The sequence below is a fragment of the Klebsiella sp. PK01 genome (assembly GCF_057624675.1).
In genome coordinates, this window is the sequence record NZ_JBYEZM010000005.1 from 444,128 (window position 1) to 470,460 (window position 26,333).

At 57.1% G+C, this 26,333-nt stretch carries 25 protein-coding genes; 19 read left to right on the top strand and 6 right to left on the bottom strand.

Annotated features, from left to right (window positions below):
* Positions 1-77 precede the first annotated feature (77 nt).
* The gene (gene nudE, locus AC22LX_RS18355; RefSeq protein WP_045394890.1) at positions 78-638 is read left to right on the top strand and encodes an ADP compounds hydrolase NudE; all 561 of its coding nucleotides are present in this window, start codon (positions 78-80) and stop codon (positions 636-638) included.
* Positions 639-690: 52 nt separating this feature from the next.
* On the opposite strand, the gene mrcA is transcribed toward nudE, so the two are convergent.
* Positions 691-3,249 carry a peptidoglycan glycosyltransferase/peptidoglycan DD-transpeptidase MrcA gene (gene mrcA, locus AC22LX_RS18360; RefSeq protein WP_045394849.1) on the bottom strand — a complete coding sequence of 853 codons (2,559 nt, stop codon included), beginning with the start codon at positions 3,247-3,249 and terminating at the stop codon, positions 691-693.
* A gap of 214 nt (positions 3,250-3,463) precedes the next feature.
* On the opposite strand from mrcA, the gene pilM reads away from it, so the two are divergent.
* From pilM to trpS, 12 genes are all read left to right on the top strand, one after another.
* The gene (gene pilM, locus AC22LX_RS18365) at positions 3,464-4,249 is read left to right on the top strand and encodes a pilus assembly protein PilM (protein WP_045394850.1); all 786 of its coding nucleotides are present in this window, start codon (positions 3,464-3,466) and stop codon (positions 4,247-4,249) included.
* Between the two features lie 2 nt (positions 4,250-4,251).
* Complete coding sequence (locus AC22LX_RS18370; RefSeq protein ID WP_045394851.1) at positions 4,252-4,791, top strand: PilN domain-containing protein; 540 nt, start codon at positions 4,252-4,254, stop codon at positions 4,789-4,791.
* The gene (locus tag AC22LX_RS18375; RefSeq protein ID WP_045394853.1) at positions 4,775-5,212 is read left to right on the top strand and encodes a HofO family protein; all 438 of its coding nucleotides are present in this window, start codon (positions 4,775-4,777) and stop codon (positions 5,210-5,212) included. Before AC22LX_RS18370 ends, AC22LX_RS18375 begins: the two co-directional genes overlap by 17 nt.
* Positions 5,202-5,603 carry a HofP DNA utilization family protein gene (locus AC22LX_RS18380; protein WP_045394855.1) on the top strand — a complete coding sequence of 134 codons (402 nt, stop codon included), beginning with the start codon at positions 5,202-5,204 and terminating at the stop codon, positions 5,601-5,603. The genes AC22LX_RS18375 and AC22LX_RS18380 overlap by 11 nt, the downstream gene beginning before the upstream one ends.
* Entirely contained in the window at positions 5,515-6,756 is a 1,242-nt protein-coding gene (gene hofQ, locus AC22LX_RS18385; protein ID WP_045394857.1) for a DNA uptake porin HofQ, read from the top strand. The genes AC22LX_RS18380 and hofQ overlap by 89 nt, the downstream gene beginning before the upstream one ends.
* A gap of 269 nt (positions 6,757-7,025) precedes the next feature.
* Positions 7,026-7,547: a shikimate kinase AroK gene (gene aroK, locus AC22LX_RS18390; RefSeq protein WP_002920267.1), complete on the top strand. Its 522-nt coding sequence runs from the start codon at positions 7,026-7,028 to the stop codon at positions 7,545-7,547.
* 53 nt (positions 7,548-7,600) lie between these two features.
* Positions 7,601-8,695 carry a 3-dehydroquinate synthase gene (aroB, locus tag AC22LX_RS18395; protein WP_015369386.1) on the top strand — a complete coding sequence of 365 codons (1,095 nt, stop codon included), beginning with the start codon at positions 7,601-7,603 and terminating at the stop codon, positions 8,693-8,695.
* Between the two features lie 84 nt (positions 8,696-8,779).
* The gene (gene damX, locus AC22LX_RS18400; protein WP_487334130.1) at positions 8,780-10,072 is read left to right on the top strand and encodes a cell division protein DamX; all 1,293 of its coding nucleotides are present in this window, start codon (positions 8,780-8,782) and stop codon (positions 10,070-10,072) included.
* Positions 10,073-10,151: 79 nt separating this feature from the next.
* Positions 10,152-10,979, top strand: coding sequence for an adenine-specific DNA-methyltransferase (dam, locus tag AC22LX_RS18405; protein WP_045394863.1), 828 nt, complete (start codon positions 10,152-10,154; stop codon positions 10,977-10,979).
* A 17-nt stretch (positions 10,980-10,996) separates the two neighbouring features.
* The gene (rpe, locus tag AC22LX_RS18410) at positions 10,997-11,674 is read left to right on the top strand and encodes a ribulose-phosphate 3-epimerase (protein WP_015369389.1); all 678 of its coding nucleotides are present in this window, start codon (positions 10,997-10,999) and stop codon (positions 11,672-11,674) included.
* On the top strand, positions 11,667-12,428 hold the full coding sequence (gph, locus tag AC22LX_RS18415; RefSeq protein ID WP_045394865.1) for a phosphoglycolate phosphatase: 762 nt from the start codon (positions 11,667-11,669) through the stop codon (positions 12,426-12,428). Before rpe ends, gph begins: the two co-directional genes overlap by 8 nt.
* Positions 12,421-13,425, top strand: a complete 1,005-nt coding sequence (gene trpS, locus AC22LX_RS18420; protein ID WP_045394867.1) for a tryptophan--tRNA ligase — start codon at positions 12,421-12,423, stop codon at positions 13,423-13,425. The genes gph and trpS overlap by 8 nt, the downstream gene beginning before the upstream one ends.
* A gap of 68 nt (positions 13,426-13,493) precedes the next feature.
* Here trpS and cysG read toward each other — a convergent pair whose 3' ends face one another.
* The 3 genes from cysG to nirB form a co-directional block, all read right to left on the bottom strand.
* Positions 13,494-14,867, bottom strand: coding sequence for a siroheme synthase CysG (gene cysG / locus AC22LX_RS18425; RefSeq protein ID WP_047050227.1), 1,374 nt, complete (start codon positions 14,865-14,867; stop codon positions 13,494-13,496).
* A gap of 152 nt (positions 14,868-15,019) precedes the next feature.
* Positions 15,020-15,346, bottom strand: coding sequence for a nitrite reductase small subunit NirD (gene nirD, locus AC22LX_RS18430; RefSeq protein WP_015369393.1), 327 nt, complete (start codon positions 15,344-15,346; stop codon positions 15,020-15,022).
* Positions 15,343-17,886 (bottom strand): nitrite reductase large subunit NirB, encoded by a 2,544-nt coding sequence (gene nirB / locus AC22LX_RS18435; RefSeq protein ID WP_015369394.1) that lies wholly within the window; start codon positions 17,884-17,886, stop codon positions 15,343-15,345. The genes nirD and nirB overlap by 4 nt, the downstream gene beginning before the upstream one ends.
* A gap of 215 nt (positions 17,887-18,101) precedes the next feature.
* Between nirB and AC22LX_RS18440 the strand changes: the two genes are divergently transcribed.
* Complete coding sequence (locus AC22LX_RS18440) at positions 18,102-19,424, top strand: cytosine deaminase (protein ID WP_045394871.1); 1,323 nt, start codon at positions 18,102-18,104, stop codon at positions 19,422-19,424.
* Here the strand turns inward: AC22LX_RS18440 and tsgA are convergent.
* Positions 19,421-20,599 (bottom strand): MFS transporter TsgA, encoded by a 1,179-nt coding sequence (gene tsgA, locus AC22LX_RS18445; RefSeq protein WP_045394873.1) that lies wholly within the window; start codon positions 20,597-20,599, stop codon positions 19,421-19,423. The genes AC22LX_RS18440 and tsgA overlap by 4 nt on opposite strands.
* Positions 20,600-20,876: 277 nt before the next feature.
* Here tsgA and ppiA point away from each other — a divergent pair, with 277 nt between their 5' ends.
* The 5 genes from ppiA (at position 20,877) to argD (ending at position 24,218) form a co-directional block, all read left to right on the top strand.
* On the top strand, positions 20,877-21,446 hold the full coding sequence (gene ppiA, locus AC22LX_RS18450; RefSeq protein ID WP_015369397.1) for a peptidylprolyl isomerase A: 570 nt from the start codon (positions 20,877-20,879) through the stop codon (positions 21,444-21,446).
* Positions 21,447-21,552: 106 nt separating this feature from the next.
* Positions 21,553-21,720: a YhfG family protein gene (locus AC22LX_RS18455; protein WP_064571555.1), complete on the top strand. Its 168-nt coding sequence runs from the start codon at positions 21,553-21,555 to the stop codon at positions 21,718-21,720.
* Positions 21,710-22,312, top strand: a complete 603-nt coding sequence (locus tag AC22LX_RS18460) for a putative adenosine monophosphate-protein transferase Fic (protein ID WP_045394875.1) — start codon at positions 21,710-21,712, stop codon at positions 22,310-22,312. The genes AC22LX_RS18455 and AC22LX_RS18460 overlap by 11 nt, the downstream gene beginning before the upstream one ends.
* 32 nt (positions 22,313-22,344) lie before the next feature.
* On the top strand, positions 22,345-22,908 hold the full coding sequence (gene pabA / locus AC22LX_RS18465; RefSeq protein WP_045394877.1) for an aminodeoxychorismate synthase component 2: 564 nt from the start codon (positions 22,345-22,347) through the stop codon (positions 22,906-22,908).
* Positions 22,909-22,997: 89 nt separating this feature from the next.
* Positions 22,998-24,218, top strand: coding sequence for a bifunctional acetylornithine/succinyldiaminopimelate transaminase (gene argD / locus AC22LX_RS18470; protein WP_063447542.1), 1,221 nt, complete (start codon positions 22,998-23,000; stop codon positions 24,216-24,218).
* On the opposite strand, the gene AC22LX_RS18475 is transcribed toward argD, so the two are convergent.
* On the bottom strand, positions 24,208-26,286 hold the full coding sequence (locus AC22LX_RS18475; protein WP_045394881.1) for a YccS/YhfK family putative transporter: 2,079 nt from the start codon (positions 26,284-26,286) through the stop codon (positions 24,208-24,210). The genes argD and AC22LX_RS18475 overlap by 11 nt on opposite strands.
* Positions 26,287-26,333 lie beyond the last annotated feature (47 nt).

Below are 26,333 nucleotides of genomic sequence, written 5' to 3' on the forward strand. Positions count from 1 at the left end.
TAGTGGCAATTTGGATTGCCGAAACCGTGCTGCGTATCGCACAATGACTTCTGTAATCACAGCATAGACCGATGACAATGAGCAAATCATTACAAAAACCCACCATTCTCAACGTTGAAACGGTAGCGCGTTCGCGTCTTTTTAATGTTGAAAGCGTGGACCTGGAGTTCAGCAACGGCGTGCGTCGCGTTTATGAACGCATGCGGCCCACCGCGCGTGAAGCCGTAATGATTGTGCCGATTGTTGACGACCACATTATTTTAATCCGCGAATATGCGGTCGGCACCGAATCCTACGAGCTGGGTTTCTCCAAAGGGCTTATCGACCCCGGCGAAACCGCCGTGGAAGCCGCCAACCGCGAGCTGAAAGAAGAGGTGGGCTTCGGCGCGCGTCAATTGACCTTCCTGAAGAAGCTCAGCATGGCGCCATCTTATTTCTCCAGCAAAATGAACATTATGGTGGCGGAAGATCTCTATCCGGAATCGCTGCCGGGCGATGAGCCGGAACCGCTGCCGCAGGTGCGCTGGCCGCTGTCGCAGCTGATGTCTCTACTGGAAGAAGAAGACTTCAATGAAGCGCGTAACGTCAGCGCGCTGTTTCTGGTGCGTGAATGGCTACAGGCGCAGGGGCGTTTGTAGTTATAAGCGTCTCATCCGGACATAAAAAAAGCGCCTGCAGGCGCTTTTTTTATTAGAACAATTCGTGGGTTTCGCCACCGCTATCGGTAATGGTGGTGCCGACTTCGCGCACTGCCTGATGGGTAGGCTGCGTGCCCTCGATGAAGTACTCGGCGCGGCTGTTGCCGCCGTTAGCCAGTTGACCTGTACTGCGGTCGATATTCACCGTCACAATACCCGGCGGCGGCGTTAACGGCTCTTCCGGCACGCCTTCCAGCACCCGTTTCATAAAATCATCCCAGGCCGGTTGGGCGCTTTTAGCGCCGCCTTCATAACCCGAAATCTGATCTTTAATCGCGCCGGAAGCGGTGGTACGGCCCAAATCGCGACGGTGGTCATCGAAACCAATCCACACCGACGTCACGACGCCCGGACCGTATCCGGAGAACCACGCATCTTTCGAACTGTTGGTGGTACCGGTTTTGCCGCCGATATCATGACGCTGCAGATCGCGGCCCGCACGCCAGCCGGTGCCCATCCAGCCCGGTTCGCCGAAAATATTGGTATTCAGCGCGCTCTTAATCAAGAAGGCCAGCGGCGTGTTGATAACATGCGGGGCATACTCCGGCGCGCCGCTTTGCGCGACCAGCGACTGATTAGCCTGCTCAAGCTGCGGTTGCGGCGGGACGTCGCCGTTTTGCGGCTCCTGAGAGGTGGCGACCTCTTCGACATCCTGGTTTTCCAGCACGTTGGATTTCGGCGTATCGCCGTAGATCACCGGCGAATTACATTGCGGACAGGCGACCTTAGGCCGCTCTTCAAACAGCACGCCGCCCTGGTCGTTCTCGATCTTGCTAATGAAGTACGGGTTAATCAGGAAGCCGCCGTTAGCCATTACCGAGTAGCCGCGGGCGACCTGTAGCGGGGTAAAGGAAGCGGAACCCAGCGCCAGTGATTCGGTATGGACGATGTTCTGCGCCGGGAAGCCGAAACGCTGCAGATACTCTGCCGCATAATCGACGCCCATTGCGCGCATCGCGCGCACCATCACCACGTTCTTCGACTGACCTAATCCCTGACGCAAACGAATAGGGCCGGCGTACTGCGGCGGCGAGTTTTTTGGCCGCCAGTCGGAGCCCGCGCCGGCATCCCAGCGGGAGATCGGCACATCGTTAAGCATACTGGCGAGGGTTAAGCCTTTGTCCATCGCCGCGGTATAAAGGAACGGCTTGATATTGGAGCCAACCTGACGTAGCGCCTGGGTAGCGCGGTTGAATTTACTCTGATTGAAGTCAAAGCCGCCGACCAGAGCGATAATCGCGCCATTTTGCGGGTTGATAGAGACCAGCGCGGAGTTCACTTCCGGCACCTGCGACAGCCACCATTTGTCGCCCTCTTTGCGCACCCAAATTTGCTGCCCGGTCTGAATGACGTCGGTCACTTTGCGTGGCGTCGAGCCTTGTTGCGTATCGGAAACGTAGCGACGCGCCCAGCGGACGCCATCCATCGTTAACGCCACCGACGTGCCGTTGCCCAGCAACGCGACGGCTTCCTGCGGGTTCGCGGAGGTGACTACCGCCGGCGCCAGCGGGCCGACGCCCGGCAGTTTTTTCAGCGTATCGAGGATTTTTTTGTTATCCCACGGGGTCTCGCCAACTTTCCACAGCACGTTGGCCGGGCCGCGATAGCCGTGGCGCATGTCGTAATCGAGCACGTTTTTACGCACCGATTGCTGTGCGGCCTGCTGGTTTTTACGCGTGATGGTGGTGTAGACGCGATAGCCGTCTTCGTAGGCCTGCTCGCCGTAGCGGTTGACCATCTCCTGACGCACCATTTCGCTCAAATACGGGGCGGAGAAGGCGATTTCCGGCGTGTGATAGCTGGCGTCAATCGCCTCGCTGCGCGCCTGATCGTACTGTGCCTGGGTGATATAGCCTTCGCCCAGCATACGCGACAGCACCACGTTGCGACGCGAGGTCGCGCGATCCAGCGAATAGAGCGGGTTAAAGGTGGAAGGCGCTTTTGGTAGACCGGCGATGACCGCCATTTCGCTCAGCGTCAGCTGATCGACCGTTTTACCGAAGTAAACCTGCGCGGCGGCGCCGACGCCATAGGCGCGGTAGCCGAGGTAAATTTTATTGAGGTAAAGATCGAGAATTTCGTCTTTATTCAGCAGCTGTTCGATGCGGATCGCGAGGAAAACCTCTTTGATCTTACGCGTTATCGTTTTTTCCGGGCTGAGGAAGAAGTTACGCGCAAGCTGCTGAGTAATAGTACTGGCGCCCTGCGAAGCATGGCCTGAGAACATCGCCACGCTGGCGGCGCGGAAAATCCCCACCGGATCGACGCCATGATGCTCATAGAAGCGGCTATCTTCAGTCGCGATAAACGCTTTTATCAGCTCCGGCGGCATCTGCTGCAGAGTGACGGGGATGCGGCGCTTTTCGCCATATTGCGCAATGAGCTCGCCGTCCGCGCTATAAACCTGCATCGGGATCTGCAAGCGCACATCCTTTAAGGTCGCGACGTCGGGGAGTTGCGGCTCTATAAATTTGTAGAGGCCATAAATCGAGCCTGCTCCCAGCAGAACGCAACAAACTGCAAGGATAAAAAGATACTTTACGAACTTCACCGGAGAATTCCCATTTAGTTTTATTTGGGCAGTTTATAAACAAACGCGCGGTAGTATAAAGGCAAGCCAGGAGCATTGATATACCCCCACGGGGCGGCTTGCTGGCGCTATGCCTTCCAGACGGCGTGTCGATCGACGCTAAAAGCCCCCATTTCGCCACATGGTATATCCAGGCTGCTCCTTGAATCGCAATCGCGGATAAGGAGATCTAAGCATGACTTTCAGAAATTGGCGTATAGGAATTCACATTCAACAGGATAGCGTCGCCATAGTGGCGCTATTGTACGAACGTGGACGCTGGGCGTTGCGTCGCTGGTGGCGAATTCCGCTGCCGCCCGGCCTGGTGGCGCAGGGCAGCATCGTTGACATCAATGAGGTGGTGAAGCGGTTACGTGATTGGCGCCGCGAGCTGCCGTTACAGCATCAGGTGTGCATTGCGCTTCCTGCCAGCCGTACTCTGCAAAAGCAGTTGCCGGCGCCACAGGTGTCGCTGCGGGAAAACGAAAGAGCAATGTGGATAGCGGGTACGATGGCGCGTCAGCTGGAAATGCCTGCCTCTTCGCTGTGTATCGATTACACCGCCCGCGCGGCTAACGATGGCTGGCAGGCGACGGCGGCTCAGCGTTTGGATATCGACGCGCTGCGTCAACTGGCTCGGCGGCTGAAGCTGCGCCTGGCGGCGATCGTGCCGGATGCGGCTGCTCTCACTTCTTTTTTTCCCTGGCTTACTGACGCGACTCAGGGATTGGTCTGGCAGGGGGACGCGCAGTGGTTATGGGCGACCCAGGAGCGCTGGGGCTATTGTCCATGCGCTGAAGCCCCCTCTTTCTCGCACTTAACCTCGCGCCTCAACGATGAACAGTTCCAGCTCTGTAGCAGCCTGCCGTTGGCGGAAAATAGCTTTGATTGCTGGAGCGTGATCCACCGCCTGCAGCCGCCGCTTCCCGCCTGCGGCGATCGCTTTGCTATCGCGCTTGGTTTGGCGCTGGGAGGTAAATAACCATGGCGCAGCCGATTAATCTTCTGCCGTGGCGCGAGACGCGACGGCGGCAACGCTTGCGTCTGGGCGGGCTGCTGGTGGTGGCGATGGCGCTAAACATCGCCGCCCTGACGATAGCGACGCGCGCGTTGCGTCAGATGGACGCGGCGCAGCAGGCGATGCGCGCCCAGGCCGACAATCTGCTTTATTCCGCGCTGTTGCAACGCGAGCGGGAGATGCGCGAAGAAATACAGCGCAGTGAGCGACAGGTACGGCAAGCGCAGCGGCGAGCCGAAATGCAGGCCTGGCAGACACGATTGCTCACGTTAGCGTCGCTGTTGCCGGAGCCGCTGTGGTTAACCAGACTGGACTACCAACCGCAGGGCATCACCCTCAGCGGCCTGGCGCTGAACCTCAAGGCGGTGGCGGCGCTGGAAAAGGCGCTTGGCAAGCTGGAGGGGTTTCAACCGGCGATGGCAGGAGGAACGCATCGCGATACACAGGGACGCTGGTCATTTAGCTTTTTTCTACCTGGGGACACTGCCGATGCGGACAGCGATTGAACGCCTGCAGGCGCTGCGCGGATGGCCGTTAGCGTTACTTTGCGCCACAGTTTTGGCTGCGGCAGTGTATCTGGCGTTTTCGCTTGTTGTTGTCAGCGCTTCGCAGCCTGCGCCGCCGCCCCTACAGACGCAATGGCGGCGAGTAATGCCGCTGCGGGCCACGCTGCAGCAGCGCGTGGTTGATGATTGGACGGCCCGGCGTTTTTCACCGCTGGAGCCACCCGTGGCCGGTATCTTGTTACAGGCCTGGCAACCGCGAGGGCGCGGCGGTGAGATGCTGGCGGCGGTTAACTGGCAGTCGGTGCCGCCGCTGTTCGCCTGGCTTGCCGATTGCGGGGTACACGCTAGCGCTTTTTCACTAAATGATGAAAAAGGGGTACTACAGATGTCGTTGCAACTGGAGCGCGACGATGAAATATAAAGGATACATGCTGCTGCTGGTTTGCCCGCTGCTGGCAGGAGCGCGCGATCCTTTTTTACCGGTCGAGGACCACTGCCAGACCGCGCAGCTGACGCAGTGGCGTTACGGCGGCGGGGTTGGCCGCCCGGCCCAGTGGCTGGGTCTTGTTCAGGATCATACCGGTCAGTGGCGGCGTGTACGAATTAACGACGTTTTGCCTGGCGGCTGGCGAATTCGACAGCTAACGGCAGAAACATTAACTCTGGAGGCCAATACCGGGTGTGAACCCGCACGCTGGGTCTGGTCACGTAAGGAAAGCCAACATGATGCGAAGGATAAGCCTGCTACTTCTGCTGCTGCCGCTGCTGGCCGCGGCGGCGAAAAAAGAACCGCCGGTATCGCTGGTGATTGATGATGTACCGGTGGCCCAGGTACTGCAAAGCCTGGCGGAAATGCAACATCTTAATTTAATCGTGGCGCCGGAGGTCAGCGGCACGCTGTCGCTCCACTTAAATAGCGTCCCCTGGCAACAGGCGCTCCAGTCGGTTCTCGATAGCGCCGGACTGACAATGGCCCGTCAGGGCACGGTGTTGTACATCCACACGCTGGCGTGGCAGCAAGCGAAACGGACGCAGCAGGAAGCCGAGCAGGCTAAACGCTGGCAGAATCTGCCATTACGTAACCACAGTATCCCGCTTCGCTATGCCGACGCAGACGAACTGGCGAAATCCGGGGGCAAGCTGTTGAGCGCCCGCGGCACGATGACCGTCGATCGGCGAACTAATCGTCTGTTAATCCGCGACGACGATCGGCATCTGCCGGCGCTGAAGGCGTGGGCTGAAGAGATGGATCTGCCGGTCGGGCAGGTGGAGCTGGCGGCGCACATTGTGTCAATGAGCGCGACCAGCCTGCGTGAGCTTGGCGTGAAGTGGAGCCTGGCGGAGGCCAGCAGCACGCCGGGGATGGGGAAAATGACCAACCTGGGCAGTAATCTGGCGGTATCAGACGCGACCACCCGCGGCGGGTTTAATATCGGCCGGATTAACGGGCGGCTACTGGAGCTTGAGCTTTCCGCGTTGGAGCAAAAGCAGCAGGTGGACATCATCGCCAGTCCGCGCCTGCTGGCGTCGCATATGCAACCCGCTAGTATCAAACAGGGCAGCGAGATCCCCTATCAGGTCTCCAGCGGAGAAAGCGGCGCCACCTCGGTTGAGTTTAAAGAGGCGGTCCTGGGTATGGAGGTGACGCCGACGGTGCTACAGCAGGATCGCGTGCGCCTGAAACTGCGCATTAGCGAAAATACGCCAGGCCAGGTACTGCAGCAGGAAAACGGCGAAGCGCTGGCAATTGATAAGCAAGAGATTGAAACCTTAGTCGAGGTGAAAAGTGGCGAGACCCTGGCGCTGGGCGGTATTTTTTCGCAGAAGAATAAGTCGGCGCGCGACAGCGTGCCGTTGCTTGGCGAAATCCCCTTACTCGGGCAGCTGTTTCGCCATGATGGTAAAGATAATGAACGACGTGAACTGGTTGTCTTCATCACGCCGCGTATTCTGGCAGTACATTAAGCGGGTTTTTCATGCTAAACACGTTTCAGGTGTTTGACGCGGGGACGGATTTAGCATACAAGGGGTACCGATTTGAGAGTCGGGTACGACATCAATCCTCCCTTTATGTCCGGTGATTTTATTCTGTTGCCAAACCAGCCGGAGTATTGAGATAATTTTTAGTCTGACTCTCGCTCTATTGCATATGAGGTTTCAGTTCATGTCCTGCTGCGCTGGGTGTCTGCGAAGCGGGTTTATCATTAACGAATAGTCTTAGTAGTACCGAAAAAATGGCAGAGAAACGCAATATCTTTCTGGTTGGGCCTATGGGTGCCGGCAAAAGCACTATTGGGCGCCAGTTAGCCCAACAGCTCAACATGGAATTTTACGATTCTGATCAAGAGATTGAGAAACGCACTGGCGCAGACGTCGGCTGGGTCTTCGATGTCGAAGGCGAAGAAGGCTTCCGCGATCGTGAAGAAAAAATCATCAATGAGTTGACGGAAAAACAGGGAATCGTACTCGCCACTGGCGGCGGCTCAGTAAAATCCCGTGAAACGCGTAACCGTCTCTCCGCCCGCGGCGTGGTGGTCTACCTGGAAACAACGATCGAAAAACAACTTGCTCGTACGCAGCGCGATAAAAAGCGTCCTTTATTACAAGTAGATGCGCCGCCACGTGAAGTTCTTGAAGCGTTGGCAGATGAGCGTAATCCGCTGTATGAAGAGATTGCCGATGTGACTATCCGCACCGACGATCAAAGCGCGAAAGTCGTTGCAAACCAGATTATTCATATGCTGGAAAGCAACTGATTCTGGCTTAATAAAGTGCGTCAGAGTAAAGCAACTGAGGTGGACGTCGCGTTATGGAGAAGCTGACTGTAACTCTCGGGGAACGTAGTTACCCGATTACCATCGCGGCTGGTTTGTTTAACGATCCAGCTTCTTTTCTGCCACTGAAATCAGGCGACCAGGTTATGCTGGTCACCAATGAAACGCTGGCGCCGCTTTATCTTGATACCGTTCGCTCCGTACTGGAGCAAGCGGGTGTCAATGTCGACAGCGTGATCCTGCCGGATGGCGAGCAGTATAAAAGCCTGGCGGTGATGGATACGGTATTTACCGCGCTGTTGCAAAAACCACATGGCCGCGACACCACACTCGTGGCGCTCGGCGGCGGCGTGGTTGGCGATTTAACCGGTTTTGCCGCGGCGAGCTATCAGCGCGGCGTACGTTTTATTCAAGTTCCCACCACGCTGCTTTCGCAGGTGGACTCTTCGGTTGGCGGCAAAACGGCCGTAAACCATCCCCTCGGTAAAAATATGATTGGCGCCTTCTGGCAGCCGGTTTCCGTGGTCGTCGACCTTAATTGTCTCAAAACATTGCCGAAGCGCGAGCTCTCCTCCGGCCTGGCTGAGGTCATTAAGTACGGCATTATCCTCGACGGCGAGTTCTTCTGCTGGCTTGAAGACAACATCGATGCGCTGATGGCGCTGGATGAATCAGCGATGGCGTACTGTATTCGCCGTTGTTGTGAGCTAAAAGCCGAAGTTGTCGCTGCCGACGAGCGCGAAACCGGGTTACGTGCTTTACTGAATCTGGGACATACATTTGGTCATGCTATCGAAGCTGAAATGGGCTACGGTAACTGGCTACATGGCGAAGCTGTGGCGGCAGGAATGGTCATGGCGGCGCATACGTCCGAGCGTTTAGGGCAGTTTAGCGCGCAGGATACGCAGCGTATGATTGCGCTGTTGCAACGTGCAGGGTTGCCGGTACGCGGGCCGCAGGAAATGTCTGCAGAAGCGTACTTGCCTCACATGATGCGTGATAAAAAGGTACTGGCAGGCGAAATGCGCCTGGTATTGCCGCTCGCTATAGGAAAGAGCGAGGTCCGCGGCGGAGTGTCGCACGATGTAGTTCTTGGCGCGATTGCTGATACTCAGCAGGCGCAACAATAAGAAGGTCTAGCCGCGTCCGCGCGGCGTTATCATTTCGGGCAACATGCAATAATCGTGAGCATAAGCCTTTTAGTGGGGTGTTAAATGGATGATTTCAAACCAGAAGACGATATGAAAGCCGATCGCAACGATCGTCGTACTGGTCGTTCCCGTCAGTCTTCCGAGCGTGACGCCGATCCGCAGATCAATTTCGACGATCTCGATCTCGAGGCTGATGAAAGCCGTCCGACGCGCGCGAACAAAGCCCGTCGTGAACGCGATGAAGAAGAGTATGAAGAGGACCTTGAGTCCGAAGAAGAAGCAGAAGAAGAGCAGCAGGTTGAACGCCGTCCGCGTAAACGCAAAAAGGCCCCTGCTAAACCGGCTTCCCGCCAGTATGTCATGATGGGCGTCGGGGTGCTGGTACTCCTGCTGCTGATTGTCGGCGTGGGTTCGGCGCTGAAATCGCCATCTTCTTCCAATGAATCCGCTTCTGGTGAGAAGAGCGTTAACCTGTCAGGCGATCAAAGCATGACCGCTGACCAGAACAACAATGCCGCGCAGCCGGTCGATCAAACTGCGGGCAACACCAACCAGCAGCAGCCGCAGGACGTTTCTCTGCCGCCGATCGCCTCTAATCCGACTCAGGGTCAACCCGCCTCTGAGCCGCAGAGCCAGCAGCGTGTGGAAGTTCAGGGCGACCTGAACAACGCACTGACTCAGCAGCAGGGTCAACTGGATAGCGCCGTTGCTAACTCCACCTTACCGACCGAACCTGCGACCGTTGCGCCAATGCGTAATGGCGCCGCGCCGCGTCAAACGACCGAACGCCAGACGGCTGCCGCGCCGCGTCCTGCCGAGCGTAAACAGGTGGTGATTGAACCGAAACCGCAAAGCAAGCCGCAGGCTACCGCCAAAGCGCCGGTTGAAACCAAACCTAAGCGCGTAGAGAGCGCGCCGGCGGCTACCGCCAGCAAGCCTGTCGCCACTGCGCAGACTAAACCGGCTGCGACAACCGCGCCAACGGCTACCGCGACTGCGCCTGCCGCAACGACCTCCACCCCGGCGGCCACTGCGCCTGCGGCGACCGCAGCGGCTGGTAGCAAAACGGCTGGCGATGTTGGTTCGATGAAGTCTGCGCCGTCAGGTAACTATACGTTGCAGCTCAGCAGCTCCTCTAACTACAACAACCTGAACAACTGGGCGAAGAAAGAGAAGCTGGAAAAATATGTTGTCTATGAGACGACTCGCAACGGTCAACCGTGGTATGTGCTGGTCAGCGGCATCTACGCTTCGAAAGATGAAGCGAAACGTGCCGTCGCCACGCTCCCTGCGGATGTTCAGGCGAAAAATCCATGGGCAAAACCGCTGCATCAGGTACAAGCTGACCTGAAGTAATGCCGCGAGTAGTCTTAAGCGCAGGATGCTGTCGGAGCGATTTCTCCACAGCCGGAGAAAGTGTAATTAGTTAGGCAGCATGAAAAAGAATCGCGCTTTTCTGAAGTGGGCAGGGGGGAAATACCCCCTGCTTGACGATATTAAAAAGCATTTGCCGGAAGGTGAATGCTTAATTGAGCCCTTTGTGGGCGCCGGGTCGGTATTCCTGAATACCGACTTTTCTCGTTATATCCTCGCGGATATCAATAGCGATCTGATCGGTCTGTATAACATCGTCAAATTGCGCACTGACGAATACGTCAGCGCCGCACGCGAGATGTTTACGCCGGAAAACAACGCCGCGGAGCGCTACTACCAGTACCGTGATGAATTCAACCAGAGTCAGGATCCCCTGCGTCGCGCGGTGCTGTTCCTGTATCTGAATCGCCATGGCTACAACGGATTGTGCCGCTACAACCTGCGCGGCGAGTTCAACGTGCCGTTTGGCCGCTACAAAAAGCCCTATTTCCCCGAGGCTGAGCTCTATCACTTCGCCGCCAAGGCGCAGAACGCCGAGTTTTACTGCGAATCTTATGAAGAGTGCATGAAGCGAGCCGATAGCCGGGCGGTGGTCTATTGCGACCCGCCGTACGCGCCGCTGACGGCGACGGCGAATTTTACCGCCTACCACACCAACAGTTTCAACCTTGATCAGCAGGTAATGCTGGCGAAAAAGGCGGAATCGTTGATGAAAAAGCGGATCCCGGTGCTTATCTCAAACCACCGCACGCCGCTGACGCAGGAGTGGTATAAAAACGCGGCGGAAACGCATATTGTGAAGGTTCGGCGCAGCATCAGCAGCAACGGTGGTACGCGTAAAAAGGTGGACGAGCTCTTAGCGCTGTACCGTCCGCCGAAGACCAAATAAATTTCAAGGAGATGCGGATGAAGCAGTATTTGATTGCCCCTTCGATTCTGTCGGCTGATTTTGCCCGTTTGGGCGAGGATACCGCTAAGGCACTGGCGGCGGGCGCGGATGTCGTACACTTCGACGTCATGGACAACCACTACGTGCCGAATCTGACGATTGGCCCGATGGTGCTGAAGTCGCTGCGCAACTACGGCATTACCGCGCCGATCGATGTGCACCTGATGGTAAAGCCGGTCGACCGCATCATTCCTGATTTTGCCGAAGCCGGCGCCAGCATTATCACTTTCCACCCGGAAGCCTCTGAACACGTCGACCGCAGCCTGCAGCTTATCAAAGAGCACGGTTGTAAAGCAGGGCTGGTATTCAACCCGGCAACGCCGCTGAGCTATCTCGATTACGTTATGGATAAGCTGGATGTGATTCTGCTGATGTCGGTTAACCCAGGCTTTGGCGGCCAGTCCTTTATTCCGCACACTCTTGAAAAACTGCGTCAGGTGCGTCAGCTTATCGATCAATCCGGCTACGACATTCGCCTTGAAGTCGATGGCGGCGTGAAAGCCAGCAATATTGGTGAAATTGCCGCCGCCGGTGCGGATATGTTTGTCGCCGGTTCGGCGATTTTCGGCCAGCCGGACTACAAAAAAGTTATTGATCAAATGCGCAGTGAATTAGCGAAGGTTAGTCATGGATAAATTACAGGCCATCCGCGGCGTGGCATTTGACCTGGACGGTACGCTGGTCGATAGCGCGCCGGGTTTAACCGCCGCCGTTGATAGCGCGCTTTACGCGCTGGAACTGCCAGTGGCAGGTGAAGAGCGCGTCGTGACCTGGATTGGCAACGGCGCAGACGTCCTGATGGAGCGGGCGCTGAATTGGGCTCGCCAGGAGCGTGCCACGTTACGCGCGGCGATGGGGAAACCTTCCGTCGACGATCATGATATACCGCAAGACGAACAGCTACGCGTTTTGCGTAAACTGTTCGACCGCTATTACGCCGAAGCGGCGGAAGAAGGCAGTTTCTTGTTCCCGGCAGTGGCCGATACGCTCGGCGCGCTGCACGCAAAAGGCCTGCCGCTGGCGCTGGTTACCAACAAACCGACACCGTTCGTGGCGCCCTTGCTCGAGGCCCTCGATATCGCGAAATACTTTAGCGTGGTGATCGGCGGCGACGATGTGAAGAATAAAAAGCCGCATCCGGATCCGCTGCTGCTGGTGGCGCAAAAGCTCTCTCTGACGCCAGCCGAACTCCTGTTCGTCGGGGATTCGCGCAACGATATTCAGGCGGCGAAAGCGGCGGGCTGTTGCTCTATCGGTCTGACTTACGGCTACAACTACGGCGAGCCGATTGCGTTGAGCGAGCCGGATTTTATCTTTGACCAATTTAATGAACTCTTGCCCGCTCTTGGGCTACCGTACAGTGAAACTCAGGAATTAAAAAATGACTAAGCCCATCGTTTTTAGTGGCGCACAGCCCTCAGGTGAATTGACCATTGGCAACTATATGGGTGCGCTGCGTCAATGGGTAAACATGCAGGATGACTATCACTGTATTTACTGCATCGTTGACCAGCACGCGATCACCGTGCGTCAGGATCCGCAGAACCTGCGTAAAGCGACGCTGGATACGCTGGCGCTGTACCTGGCCTGTGGTATCGATCCGCAAAAGAGCACCATTTTCGTCCAGTCTCACGTGCCGGAACACGCCCAACTGGGCTGGGCGCTGAACTGCTACACCTATTTCGGCGAGCTGAGCCGCATGACCCAGTTTAAGGACAAGTCCGCGCGCTACGCCGAGAACATCAACGCCGGTCTGTTTGACTACCCGGTACTGATGGCCGCTGATATTCTGCTGTACCAGACCAACCAGGTACCGGTAGGCGAAGATCAGAAACAGCATCTTGAGCTGAGCCGCGACGTCGCGCAGCGCTTTAACGCTATCTATGGCGATATCTTTAAAGTGCCGGAGCCGTTTATTCCTAAGTCCGGCGCGCGCGTGATGTCCCTGCTGGAGCCGACCAAGAAGATGTCCAAGTCCGATGACAACCGCAACAACGTCATTGGTCTGCTGGAAGACCCGAAATCGGTAGTTAAGAAGATTAAACGCGCGGTGACCGACTCCGACGAGCCGCCGGTTGTCCGTTACGATGTGCAAAACAAAGCGGGCGTTTCCAACCTGCTGGATATCCTCTCCGCCGTGACCGGCCAGAGCATTCCGGAACTGGAACAGCACTTTGAAGGTAAAATGTACGGCCACCTGAAAGGCGAAGTCGCCGAAGCGGTTTCCGGGATGCTGACCGAGCTGCAGGAGCGCTATCACCGTTTCCGCAACGACGAAGCGTTCCTTAATCAGGTGATGAAAGAGGGGGCGGAAAAAGCCAGCGCGCACGCTTCTAAGACCCTGAAAGCGGTATATGACGCGATTGGCTTTGTCGCTAAGCCGTAACAAGGCTCGCTGAAGGTAAAAAAACCGGGATAATCCCGGTTTTTTTGTGTCTGTTAGAGCGCATTAGCTTAATGGTGAGAAAACCAGTTCAGCTTGTCGCGTAGCGCCACCACGCGGCCCACGATAATCAACGCCGGGCTGGCCATCTGCTGCGCCAGAATATCCAACCGATCCAGAGTGCCGGCGACAACCTTCTGGTTGACCGCGGTGCCGTTCTCGACGATGGCGGCCGGCATATCCGCCGCCATGCCGTGGGCGATCAGCTTTTCACGGATCGCCGGCGCCTGGTTTAGCCCCATATAGAACACCAGCGTCTGTTTTTCCGCCGCCAGGTTTTGCCAGTCGAGATCGCTACCGGTTTTCAGATGGCCGGTAATTAGACGTACGCCCTGGGCGAAATCACGGTGGGTAAGCGGAATGCCTGAGTAGGCCGAGCAGCCGGATGCGGCGGTGATCCCTGGCACCACCGAGAACGGAATACCTGCCGCGCAGAGAGTCTCCAGCTCTTCGCCGCCGCGGCCAAAAATAAACGGATCGCCGCCTTTCAGGCGCACGACACGCTTGCCGCTTTGCGCTTCGCGCAGCAGGATTTGGTTAATTTCCTCCTGCGGCACGCAGTGATAGCCTGCGCGTTTGCCGACAAATACCCGATCGGCGTCGCGGCGCACCAGATTCATAATATCGTCGGAGACCAGCCGGTCGTAGACCACCACATCGGCCTGCTGGATCTGCTGCAGCCCTTTGAGGGTGAGCAGACCGGCATCGCCCGGACCGGCGCCAACCAGCACCACTTCGCCGCGATGTTCCAGTGGTTCATTCAGTAACCGTTCCGTGGTATCGGCGACGGCCTGACGATCATCGTTCGCCAGCGATTGGGCGAGGCCATCGTTAACAAATAGCTTTTCCCAGAAGCGGCGGCGTTCGCCGACGGTAGCGAACTGCTTTTTCACCCTTGAGCGCAGCTGCCCGGCATAGCGGGCGATTTGTCCGAGATGCAGCGGCAGCAGCGATTCGAGCTTTTCACGCAGCAGGCGCGCCAACACCGGCGAGGTACCACCGGAAGACACGGCGACCATCAGCGGCGAGCGGTCGATAATTGACGGCATGATAAAGCTAGCCTGACGGGGCGCATCCACCACGTTACAGAAAATACGCCGTGATTCGGCTGCCTCGCTGACCTGCTGATTAACGACATCATCGTCGGTGGCGGCGATCGCCAGCCAGCAGTTATCGAGCAGCGCAGGATTGAAATCGCCCTGCGCCAGCGTCAGCATCTGCGCCTCGGCCCACACCTGAAACTGCGGAGTAAACTGGCGTGAGTTCACCGTTAACCGGGCGCCGGCGTCGAGCAACAGACGCGCCTTGCGTTCAGCGACATCGCCGCCGCCGACCAGCAAGCAGTCGCGATCGCGTAGTTGGCAAAAAATAGGTAAGTGGTCCACGGCAGATCCTCACGGCAAGGGGGGAAAGGGAGTGCGGTCGTAGCATAGCAGCAGAGGGAATCACGGAGATATGAATTTTGCCGCCTCTACTTAGTAGTGGTTATAAGCCGATGATATGGTTCCCCCCGCGGCGCGGAGGGAACCTTGCGGCATCAGGCTTTCAGCTGCACTTTGCCATCTTTAACACGGGCTTCGTAATGGGCGATGGAGTGGCTCTCATCTTCCATGCACAACCCGTCGCTGAGGCGGAAGCGCTGCTTTTTCAGCGGGCTGGCAACCCACAGCGCGCCGTCATGCTCAGCGATGATCCCGCGGGACAGCACGCTGGCATTGAAGAACGGATCGATATTGCTGATGGCGAACACTCTGTCGTCATGGTACGGACGGAAGATAGCCACCTGCTGTTGCCCCAGCAGCGCGCAGACGCCGGTCGCCGGCAGGATGTCGTCAATTTTGCAGATGTTTACCCACTGGCTCATACGTTTTCCTCCACCAGCGTGACCGGGATGCGCTCATAGGGCGTGGCCGGGCGATGCTGGTCACGTTCCGGCACCACCTGAACGTTCGGGTCGCGCTGGTCGCTGTTGATAAAGTGTTTGAAGCGCGTCTGCGCCGCCGGGTTATTGACGGTCTCGGTCCATTCGCAGGCGAAAGCGGCGCGCAGGCGAGCCAGCTCTTCTTCAAGGTGATCGTTCAGGCCCAGCTTATCGTCGATGATGACGCTGCGCAGATAGTCGATGCCGCCTTCCATGTTGTCCAGCCACGGCGCGGTACGGGTCAGCTTATCGGCGGTGCGGATGTAGAACATCATAAAGCGGTCGAGATATTTGATGAGCGTATCGCGATCGAGGTCCGCGGCCAGCAGATCGGCGTGGCGTGGTTTCATCCCGCCGTTACCGCACACGTACAGGTTCCAGCCTTTCTCGGTGGCGATGATCCCAACGTCTTTACCCTGGGCTTCCGCGCATTCACGGGTGCAGCCGGAGACGCCGAACTTCATTTTGTGCGGGGTACGGATGCCTTTGTAGCGGTTTTCCAGTTCTACGCCGAAGCCGACGCTATCGCCGACGCCGTAGCGGCACCAGGTACTGCCGACGCAGGTTTTCGCCATACGTAGCGCTTTGGCGTACGCATGGCCGGTTTCGAAGCCGGCTTCAATCAGCTGACGCCAGATCTCCGGCAGGTCATCTTTTTGCGCGCCGAACAGGCCGATACGCTGGGAGCCGGTGATTTTGGTATACAGATTAAATTCGCGCGCGATGCGACCGACGGCAACCAGGCCTTCTGGCGTGATTTCGCCGCCTGCGGAGCGCGGGATCACCGAGTAGGTGCCATCTTTCTGGATATTGGCGAGGAAGTTATCGTTGGTGTCCTGCAGCGGCGTGTGCTGTGGTTTGAGGATGTACTCATTCCAGCAGGAGGCCAGCAGGGAACCGACGGTCGGCTTACAGACTTCACAGCCGTAGCCCTGACCGTGTTTTTCCAGCAGCTCGTCGAAGGTTTTGATGCCTTCCACGCGGATCAGGTGGAACAGTTCCTGGCGAGAGTAGGCGAAGTGCTCGCACAGATTGTTGTTCACTTCGATACCCTGTTTCGCCAGCTCGGCGTTGAGCACCTGCGTCACCAGCGGAATACAGCCGCCGCAGCCGGTTCCGGCTTTGGTTTCCGCTTTCAGCGCCGCTACGGTGTGACAGCCTTTATTGATAGCGGCGATCAGGTCGCCTTTGCTGACGTCGAAGCAGGAACAAATTTGCGCGCTGTCCGGCAGTTTATCCACGCCGATAGACGGCTTGCCGCTGCCGGCGTGGGCCGGGAGGATCAGCGAATCCGGGTTTTCCGGTAATTCGATGGCGTTCAGCACCAGCTGCAGCAGGTTGCCGTAATCGCTGGTGTCGCCGACCAGTACCGCGCCGAGCAGGGTTTTGTTATCTTCGCTGACGATGAGCCGTTTGTAGACTTCTTTGCTTTCGTCGAGATAGACGTAGCTACGCGCGCCCGGCGTGCGCCCGTGGGCGTCGCCGATACCGCCAACGTCAACGCCGAGCAGTTTCAGCTTGGCGCTGAGGTCGGCGCCGGTGAACAGATTGTCGTTGCCGAGGATATGGTCAACCGTCACCTGCGCCATTTTGTAGCCCGGGGCGACAAGACCATACACGCGGTTATTCCAGCTGGCGCATTCGCCGATAGCGTAGATATCCGGGTCGGAGGTCTGGCAGCTATCGTTGACCATGATGCCGCCGCGCTGGGCGACGGCGAGACCGCATTGAGTAGCCAGCTTGTCGCGCGGACGGATACCGGTAGAGAAGACGATGAAATCGACCTGCAGTTCGCTACCGTCGGCGAAGCGCATCGTTTTGCGCGCCTCGGTGCCCTGCTGAACGATCTCTTTGGTGTTTTTGCTGGTGTGAACCTTCACACCCATGCTTTCGATCTTACGCTTCAGCTGCTCGCCGCCCATCTGATCGAGCTGCTCGGCCATCAGCATCGGCGCAAACTCGATCACGTGGGTTTCCACCCCGAGATTTTTCAGCGCGCCGGCTGCTTCCAGACCGAGCAGACCGCCGCCGACCACCGCGCCGCGTTTGCTGCGACGGGCGCAGGATTCGATGGCGTTAAGATCTTCAATAGTACGATAGACGAAGCAATCCTGGGTTTCCGCGCCTTTAATCGGCGGGATCCACGGGTATGAGCCAGTCGCCATAATCAGCTTGTCGTAGAAAACGGTACGGCCAGCGCTGGAGTGGATAACCTTTTCCTGGCGGTTGATGGTAATCGCGCGTTCGCCGACCAGCACCTTGACGCCGTGTTTCTCATAGAAACCTTCGCGTACCAGCGACAGCTCTTCCGCAGTGTGATGGGAGAAGTAAGACGACAGGTGGACACGGTCATAGGCGATACGCGGCTCTTCACAGAACACGGTAATGTCGAATTGTCCGGCAGGCGCCTTATCAAGAAGCTCTTCGATAAAGCGATGGCCGACCATGCCGTTACCGATAATAGCGATTCTGACTTTGCTCATTTTTGCCTCGATTTCTTTTCTATTACCGCCTACCTTAACGATTCAGCTACTACACTCATTGATACAAATCAATTTAGAACTTACCTACCACTTAATGAGTATATTCATGATTTATAATGATTTTTATAAGTTATGGAAAAATCAGGCTTTTCCGTTCTGTTCTTTTTATGTACAAAGGCAGCGGAAGAAATGAGCAATATTCAGGGGAGCAAACTATGTCGACAACGCCGCTGTGGTTAATTCAGAACGTCCATCTGCCAAAGAGGGAAGGGTTGTGGCAGATTGCGATTGATAAAGGGCGATTCGGCGACATTACGCCGATGGGAGAGGCACGCAGCGAGAGCTACGAAGTGCTTAACGCCCGCGGCGGATTGGCCATCCCGCCGTTTATCGAACCGCATATTCATCTCGATACCACGCAAACGGCGGGAGAACCAAACTGGAACCAGTCCGGGACGCTGTTCGAGGGGATTGAGCGTTGGGCCGAGCGTAAAGCGCTGCTAAGCCATGAGGATGTGAAAGCCCGCGCGTGGAAAACCCTGCGCTGGCAAATCGCTAACGGCATCCAGTTTGTTCGCACCCATGTCGATGTTTCTGACCCATCGTTGACCGCGCTGAAAGCGATGCTGGAAGTCAAACAAGAGGTAGCGCCGTGGGTCGATTTGCAGATAGTCGCCTTCCCCCAGGAAGGGATTTTATCCTACCCCAATGGTGAGAGTTTGCTGGAGGAGGCATTACAGCTGGGCGCCGATGTGGTCGGGGCGATCCCGCATTTCGAATTTACTCGTGAATACGGAGTGGAATCGCTGCATATCGCCTTCCGTTTGGCGCAGAAATACCAGCGTCCGCTGGATATCCACTGCGATGAAATTGACGATGAACAGTCACGCTTTGTCGAAACGGTCGCCGCGCTGGCATTAAAAGAGGGAATCGGCCCCCGGGTGACCGCGAGTCATACGACCGCGATGCACTCCTACAATGGCGCTTATACCTCGCGGCTGTTCCGCCTGTTAAAACTCTCGGGCATTAACTTCGTCGCCAACCCGCTGGTCAATATTCATCTGCAGGGGCGCTTTGATGACTACCCGAAGCGGCGCGGCGTGACGCGGGTCAAGGAGCTGATGGCGGCCGGCATTAATGTTTGTTTTGGCCACGATGATGTGTTCGACCCATGGTATCCGTTGGGAACCGGCAACATGCTACAGGTGCTGCATATGGGGCTGCACGTTTGCCAACTGATGGGCTATCAGCAGATTAACGACAGTCTACAGCTGATTACCCACAACAGCGCCAGAACCTTTGGGCTCAATGATTACGGCATCGCTACCGGCAATCCGGCTAATCTGGTGATCTTGCCTGCTGAAAACGGTTTTGAAGCCGTACGCTGCCAGGTGCCGGTACGTTGGTCAATTCGTCAGGGAAGGGTCATTGCGACTACGCAGCTGGCGCAGACGTGGATACAGACCGATAAAGGCGGCGAGGAGTTGTTTTTTACCAAAAATAGCCCCTTTGCCGAAGCAAAGGGGCCTAAGGCTTAGTGCGTCGACGCGTTCTGACGGTGGCGGGAAACGAAGCCAAGGAGCAGACACATCACGAATACCACGGCATAGAGGCCGTTCGCGGTGTGCAGCGCGGCCAGCGGGCCGCTGGCCGCGACGATCGGCCCGGTCACCACGAAGGTCAGCATGGTGCCGATGGTGCCGCAGGTCAGAATGAAGTTCACCAGCTTCGGTGAAGCGACTTTGGTCTGCTGCGAGCCCAGGGTAATGATCGAGGTATAGATAGCGCTGGAGAAGAAGCCAAGGGTCAGGATGAACCACGGCATATGCTCCGGCGAACCGTTAATGAACAGATACATCAGGACTGTCGCCAGACCCGCCAGCACGGTCAGGATGCGCTGCAGGTCGAAGAAGCGCAGGATGAAGCTGAACGACCACATGCCGATCATATAGGACATCCAGAAATCGCTGACCAGCTTACCGGCGTCGCCGAGGCTCATGCCGAGGCCTTTGGCATACTCTGGTACCCAGGAGATAAAGCCCAACTGGCCGAGGATGTAGCATAGCGCGGCGATGGAAAGGAACAGCACGCCGATGCCCCATTTCTCTTTCACTACCGGCTGGCTGTTTTCCGCCAGCGCTTTATTGCCAAGCACCGGGAACTCACAGCCGAAAGTCAGCACGAAAATAGCGACGTAGACCAGGCCGATACAGGCGTAAACCCAGTACCACTCGATGCTGCGCGCCAGCAGAACGGCGGCGACCATCGGGAAGATCATCCCTGCCATGCTGAAGAAGGAGTCCGTGAACAGCAGACGCGCGCCGCGCTGGCGGCCTTCATACATGTGGGTAATCAGGAAAGTCCCGATCGACATGGTGATCCCGCTGACCAGACCGAGCACGAACATCGACGCGGAGAACAGCGTCAGGCTGTGGCCGAACATCAGCCCGGCGATGGCTAACAGCATCAGGATAAAGCCGAAGCGCAGCTGGGTTTTCAGCGGCACGATCTCCATCAGCCAGGCATTGAGGAAGATAGAAATCAGAATACCGGCATTGAGGAAGGTAAAGGTGTTACTCATACTGGACACCGGCAGATGGAAATAATCTGCGATGTTCCCCATCACCATCCCGGTGACGATCACCAACGCGCCGGTCAGGGCGTAGGAGAAAAAGCTGATCCATGTGAGCTTGATACGATTGCTGTTAGTCATGACAGGCCTGTGAATAGATAGGTAAAGCGCGTTGACGCTGCGCCGGGCGCACAGATTTTATTCATTCAAGTGATGAAGGCAAACGTTTATATTGAAATGTAGAATTTATTGCATGGATTTATGTGATCTCCATCACATTAGTGAACGGTGAGAGGATTGAGTCAGTTCGTAACAAGTGTTTCAGCTAAGTAAAATTAGGTAAAAGGCTAGCCCGCTATGCAAAGGCTCTTTAGAATCAAGGCACTTGCTTTTTACTCTGCTCCGTTAAGGAATTTCCATGCTCAAATCCACTCTGGCGGCGATGGCTGCCGTATTCGCCATTTCAGCATTCTCCCCCGCCATGGCGGCCAAGGGCGACCCGCACGTACTGCTGACCACTTCTGCTGGCAACATCGAGTTGGAGCTGAATAGCCAGAAGGCGCCGATTTCTGTCGATAACTTCCTGAAGTACGTGAACAGCGGTTTCTATAACAACACGACCTTCCACCGGGTGATCCCAGGCTTTATGGTGCAGGGCGGCGGCTTTAACGAGCAGATGCAGCAAAAGCAGCCTAACCCGCCGATTAAAAACGAAGCCGACAATGGCCTGCGTAATACCCGCGGGACGATCGCCATGGCGCGTACCGCCGATCAGGACAGCGCGACCAGCCAGTTCTTCATCAACGTGGCGGATAACGCCTTCCTCGACCACGGCCAGCGTGATTTTGGCTATGCGGTATTTGGTAAAGTGGTGAAGGGTATGGACGTCGCCGACAAAATCTCTCAGGTTCCGACCCACAACGTTGGCCCGTACCAAAATGTTCCGTCTAAACCGGTCGTTATTCTTTCGGCGAAAGTGCTGCCGTAACCCTCTTCTGGCGCGGGCGGTCCGCCTGCGCCTGGCTTGCCTCTCTGCGTAACCCGAAATTGCTGCTTATACTTGTGGCACACAGGGGACGATAAGGGAGGCGACCATGCGTTTACTCACCGATAAGCAAAAATCCCGGCTCTGGGAACAGACCCGCAACGCCAATTTTCAGGCCAGCAGACGCCTTGAAGGCGCGACGGTACCGCTGGTTAGCCTGACGGCTGAGGAAGCGCTGGCGCGTCTTGCCGAGCTGAGGAGGCGTCATGAGCGATAAATATGGCGACGGTCGCGACCCCTATCTCTATCCGGCGCTGGATGTGCTGCGTAACCGGCTGGGTATCCATCAGGCGCAACGGCTGGAACAAACTGCATGGGAATTCACTTCGCTGCGCGCGGCGACGATCCCGTTGGGCCCGCGCGGCCGCGGCTTACCGCATCTCTGCGCCATTCACCGGCAACTTTATCAGGATCTCTTTGACTGGGCGGGTAAACTGCGGGAAATCGATATCTACCAGGGCGATACGCCGTTTTGCCACTTCGCGTGGATAGAGAAAGAGGGTAACGCGCTGATGCGCAAGCTGGAAGAAGAGGACTATCTGCGTGAACTCCCCCGGGAGACCTTCGTCGAGCGCCTGAGCTGGTACTACGGCGAAATCAATGTCCTGCATCCTTTCCGCCTTGGCAACGGCCTGACGCAAAGGATCTTCTTCGAACAGTTGGCCATTCACGCCGGTTACCTGCTCGACTGGCGGGGCATCGATCCGGATGCGTGGAGCCAGGCTAACCAGCTGGGCGCGATGGGCGACCCGGAGCCGCTGGAGCGGATCTTTCGTAAAGTGGTGAGCGAAGCGCGGGAATCTGAGTAGAATAGCCCGGTTTTGTTTTTTCCGGAGCCGCTATGATCCTGCTAATCGATAACTATGACTCTTTCACCTGGAATCTGTACCAGTACTTTTGTGAACTGGGGGCGGAGGTGCTGGTTAAGCGTAACGATGAGTTAACGCTGGAAGAGATAGCGTCGCTGGCGCCGGAGAAAATCGTCATTTCGCCGGGCCCCTGCACGCCGGATGAGTCCGGTATTTCGCTGGACGTTATCCGCCGCTATGCCGGTAAAACACCGCTGCTCGGCGTGTGTCTGGGTCATCAGGCCATCGCCCAGGTCTTTGGCGCCACCATCGTACGCGCCGCGCAGGTCATGCATGGTAAAACGTCGCTGATTGAGCACAACGGCGAGGGCGTTTTTCAGGGACTAAACAACCCGCTTACCGTTACGCGCTACCATTCATTAGTTATCGACCCGCCGACCCTTCCCGCGGATTTTATCGTTACCGCCCGCAGCGCCAGCGGTGAAATCATGGGTATCCGCCATCGCCAGTGGGATCTCGAAGGCGTGCAGTTCCACCCGGAGAGCATTCTTAGCGAACAGGGACACCAGTTGCTGGAAAACTTCCTTAAACGCTGATTTGTAGTTGCCATGAGGTGATTTATTATGCATATTTTGTGATTAAAACTTCGCAATCATTGCACGTTACACAGAAGGATGGGCATCACATGGCAACAGAGCAACCGGCAATCACCCGCGCCACATTCGATGAAGTCATTCTGCCGATTTATGCACCGGCGGAGTTTATTCCGGTGAAGGGGAAAGGCAGCCGCGTTTGGGATCAGCAGGGCAAAGAGTACGTTGATTTTGCCGGCGGGATTGCGGTGACCGCGCTGGGCCACTGCCACCCGGCGCTGGTGGCGGCGCTGCGTGAGCAGGGCGAGACCCTGTGGCACACCAGCAACGTTTTTACCAACGAGCCGGCGCTGCGCCTGGGGCGCCAGCTGGTAGATGCCACTTTTGCCGAGCGCGTGGTGTTTATGAACTCCGGAACGGAAGCCAACGAAACGGCGTTCAAGCTGGCGCGTCATTACGCGATCACTCGCCATAGTCCGTACAAAACCAAAATCATCGCTTTCCATAATGCTTTCCACGGACGGTCGCTGTTCACCGTCTCGGTCGGCGGTCAGCCGAAATACTCTGACGGTTTCGGGCCGAAACCGGCAGATATCGTGCATGTTCCATTTAACGATCTCGAGGCGGTGAAAGCGGTGATCGATGACCATACCTGCGCGGTGGTGGTTGAGCCGATTCAGGGCGAGGGCGGGGTGATGGCGGCGACGCCAGCGTTCCTGCAGGGGCTGCGCGATCTGTGCGACCAGCATCAGGCGCTGCTGGTATTTGATGAAGTGCAGTGCGGTATGGGCCGTACCGGTTCATTGTTCGCCTATATGCATTACGGCGTGACGCCGGACATCCTGACCAGCGCGAAAGCGCTCGGCGGCGGTTTCCCGATTAGCGCGATGTTAACCACCAATGAAATCGCCAGCGCCTTCCATGCCGGTTCCCATGGCTCCACCTACGGCGGCAATCCGCTGGCCTGTGCGGTGGCGACCGCGGCTTTCAACCTGATTAACACGCCGCAGGTGCTGGCGGGCGTCAATGCCAAACGGGCGCTGTTTGTTGAACACCTGCAGCAGATCGATGCGCAGTTTGATCTGTTCAGCGACATCCGCGGCATGGGACTGTTAATCGGCGCCGCGCTTAAGCCGCAGCATCACGGACGCGCGCGCGATTTCCTCTATGCCGCGGCGGAGGCCGGGGTGATGGTGTTAAACGCCGGGCCGGACGTAATGCGCTTTGTGCCGTCGCTGGTGATTGATGATAGCGATATCGCCGAAGGGATGGCGCGCTTCGCGCAGGCGGTTAAAAACGTACTTAGCGCTTAGTCGTGCGTAGCCAGATGCCGTGATGCGGACGCTGACGCCATGCCACCGACGAAATGGTGTGCATGGTGTTCAGATGGCCGAGGATCCGCTGCAAATGCTGCTCAAGGGTGCTGAGCGGCCCACGCAACACTTCCCCGTCCTGGGATTCCATAATATTCACATCGCCCGCGCTGCCCGGCCCGTCTGAATCCAGACGCTGCTGACAGCGCTGCAGGGCAATTTCACACGATTCCAGATACCGCTGCGCCAGGTCAGGCGTTAGCATCGTATGCTCGCGCGCCAGCGTGGTCATGGCGTTGATATGCTCAACGATAAACTGGCTATGGGTTACCCACAGCTTCATATCTTCCAGATAGTGCGAGTTAAAGCCCGGTTCCTGCATCGCCTGGTTAAGCGAGTTATACAGGGCGTTGTGCGCCTGGTTGACGCGCATACGCTGGTAGGCCAACGCCGGGGCCTGCGGATCGGCGCTAAGGATCAGCCGAATAGCCTCCTGATCGGCCTCCAGGGCATCGTGGGCGTTTTTACGTAGCAGGCCGCTCTGCCATTGCGGCCATAGCCAGACCATCCCGCCAAAGGCGATCAGACAGCCAATGATGGTATCGATAAAGCGGGCGACGATGAACTGCTCGCCGTTAAGCGTTAGCAACTGCAGGGTATATACCGCGGTGACGGTAAAGCCCACCATCGCCCAGCCGTAGTGTTTACGGATGATGAGATAGCTCAGCAGCGTGATGAACAACATACCGCTTAACGTGTAGCTCTCCGGTACGTGGAAATGTAGGGTCAGCCAGGCGATCACCAGGCCCGCCAGGGTGCCTGCCGCCCGGTGGACAATCCGCACGCGGGTGGCGCCGTAACCGTTTTGCGTCACGAACAGCACGGTCATCAGGATCCAGTACGGCTTCGGCAGATGTAGGGCGCTGCCCATCAGGCTGGCGATGCTCAACATTACGCTGATGCGCGCGGCGTTGCGCAGCGCCGGGGATTTCAATGACAGGTAGTTCTTCAGCGCCGGTAGTAGCGGTAGGCGCCGTTCTTTATCCGCCATCAGGTTACGTGCGTACAGCGGGCGCTGGGTGCGCAGCACGCGGGCGATACGACTGAAGTGCCAGGCGCAGAACTGGCCTACCGGGTTATCGGGATGCTGATAAGCGATTTTTTCCAGCGCGCCGATTTGCTTATCCATCTGGAAGCGACGCGGGTAGCGGTGGTAGAGAATATCATCCGCCAGCACCCGCAGACGCGCGGCGACGGTCTGCGCGTTCCAGCGGATAACCGCTTCCGCATGGCTGCGCTCCACCAGTTTTTGTACCTCTTCCGGCTGGTGCAGGCTCACTGAAATATGTTCCTGCAGATCCAGCCCAACCTGGAACGCGCGCAGCAGGCGCTTATGATCGCTACGCTGGTTGGCGGCTAACATATGCATCTGCTGGTAGCATTGGGTAATTAAATCGACCACCTTCTGCTGGCGGGTAAGCAGCGGCGGCAGGGAGGTCGTCGGGTCAGTGTGCTGCGTCAGGAGGCTATATTTGGCCTCGCAATAATTAGCCAGTTCGCGGTAAAGCAGGCTTAACGACTCGCGCAGCGGCTGCTCCCGCCAGAGCCAAAACCAGAACCAGTTAAAGAGTCCGTACCACAAGGTTCCCAGCGCATAGATAAGCAGCGGCTCCCAGATGGGCATATTGCCGGCCAGGCTTAAGGTAAAAATGGCGGCGATAAGCGATGCCGGCAACAGGCGAGCGTGCAGCGAACTGATTTCCGCCGTCACGCCGAGAATCAGCGCCAGCGCGCTGAGGATAAGCGGCAACGGGATGTCCCGCGCCAGAAGCAATTGCACAATCAGGCTGCTGCCGGCAAACAGGCAGCCGCCAACGATCAGGCGTTTGAAAAAGCGTTTATGCGGGGTGTCGAGACCGGCGATATTGCAACAGGCGGGAACTAACGAGAACAGCAACCCTTGCTGCAGATGGCCGAGCAGAAGCCCGATGGCCACAGGTAGACACAGCACCAGCGTTTGCCGCAGTGCGTAGTTGACTTCCGGGTGGTAAATCAGCCTGCGCCACATGGGAGAAACAAAAACGGCGTACTGCGCGGAGCAATACGCCGTTTAGC

Excerpts from the sequence above, each read along its gene's own strand:
- nudE (WP_045394890.1), top strand. The coding sequence starts at position 78 with ATGAGCAAATCATTACAAAAACCCACCATTCTCAACGTTGAAACGGTA.
- pilM (WP_045394850.1), top strand. The coding sequence starts at position 3,464 with ATGACTTTCAGAAATTGGCGTATAGGAATTCACATTCAACAGGATAGC.
- AC22LX_RS18370 (WP_045394851.1), top strand. The coding sequence starts at position 4,252 with ATGGCGCAGCCGATTAATCTTCTGCCGTGGCGCGAGACGCGACGGCGG.
- AC22LX_RS18375 (WP_045394853.1), top strand. The coding sequence starts at position 4,775 with ATGCGGACAGCGATTGAACGCCTGCAGGCGCTGCGCGGATGGCCGTTA.
- AC22LX_RS18380 (WP_045394855.1), top strand. The coding sequence starts at position 5,202 with ATGAAATATAAAGGATACATGCTGCTGCTGGTTTGCCCGCTGCTGGCA.
- hofQ (WP_045394857.1), top strand. The coding sequence starts at position 5,515 with ATGATGCGAAGGATAAGCCTGCTACTTCTGCTGCTGCCGCTGCTGGCC.
- aroK (WP_002920267.1), top strand. The coding sequence starts at position 7,026 with ATGGCAGAGAAACGCAATATCTTTCTGGTTGGGCCTATGGGTGCCGGC.
- aroB (WP_015369386.1), top strand. The coding sequence starts at position 7,601 with ATGGAGAAGCTGACTGTAACTCTCGGGGAACGTAGTTACCCGATTACC.
- damX (WP_487334130.1), top strand. The coding sequence starts at position 8,780 with ATGGATGATTTCAAACCAGAAGACGATATGAAAGCCGATCGCAACGAT.
- dam (WP_045394863.1), top strand. The coding sequence starts at position 10,152 with ATGAAAAAGAATCGCGCTTTTCTGAAGTGGGCAGGGGGGAAATACCCC.
- rpe (WP_015369389.1), top strand. The coding sequence starts at position 10,997 with ATGAAGCAGTATTTGATTGCCCCTTCGATTCTGTCGGCTGATTTTGCC.
- gph (WP_045394865.1), top strand. The coding sequence starts at position 11,667 with ATGGATAAATTACAGGCCATCCGCGGCGTGGCATTTGACCTGGACGGT.
- trpS (WP_045394867.1), top strand. The coding sequence starts at position 12,421 with ATGACTAAGCCCATCGTTTTTAGTGGCGCACAGCCCTCAGGTGAATTG.
- nirD (WP_015369393.1), bottom strand. The coding sequence starts at position 15,346 with ATGAGCCAGTGGGTAAACATCTGCAAAATTGACGACATCCTGCCGGCG.
- nirB (WP_015369394.1), bottom strand. The coding sequence starts at position 17,886 with ATGAGCAAAGTCAGAATCGCTATTATCGGTAACGGCATGGTCGGCCAT.
- AC22LX_RS18440 (WP_045394871.1), top strand. The coding sequence starts at position 18,102 with ATGTCGACAACGCCGCTGTGGTTAATTCAGAACGTCCATCTGCCAAAG.
- tsgA (WP_045394873.1), bottom strand. The coding sequence starts at position 20,599 with ATGACTAACAGCAATCGTATCAAGCTCACATGGATCAGCTTTTTCTCC.
- ppiA (WP_015369397.1), top strand. The coding sequence starts at position 20,877 with ATGCTCAAATCCACTCTGGCGGCGATGGCTGCCGTATTCGCCATTTCA.
- AC22LX_RS18455 (WP_064571555.1), top strand. The coding sequence starts at position 21,553 with ATGCGTTTACTCACCGATAAGCAAAAATCCCGGCTCTGGGAACAGACC.
- AC22LX_RS18460 (WP_045394875.1), top strand. The coding sequence starts at position 21,710 with ATGAGCGATAAATATGGCGACGGTCGCGACCCCTATCTCTATCCGGCG.
- pabA (WP_045394877.1), top strand. The coding sequence starts at position 22,345 with ATGATCCTGCTAATCGATAACTATGACTCTTTCACCTGGAATCTGTAC.
- argD (WP_063447542.1), top strand. The coding sequence starts at position 22,998 with ATGGCAACAGAGCAACCGGCAATCACCCGCGCCACATTCGATGAAGTC.
- AC22LX_RS18475 (WP_045394881.1), bottom strand. The coding sequence starts at position 26,286 with ATGTGGCGCAGGCTGATTTACCACCCGGAAGTCAACTACGCACTGCGG.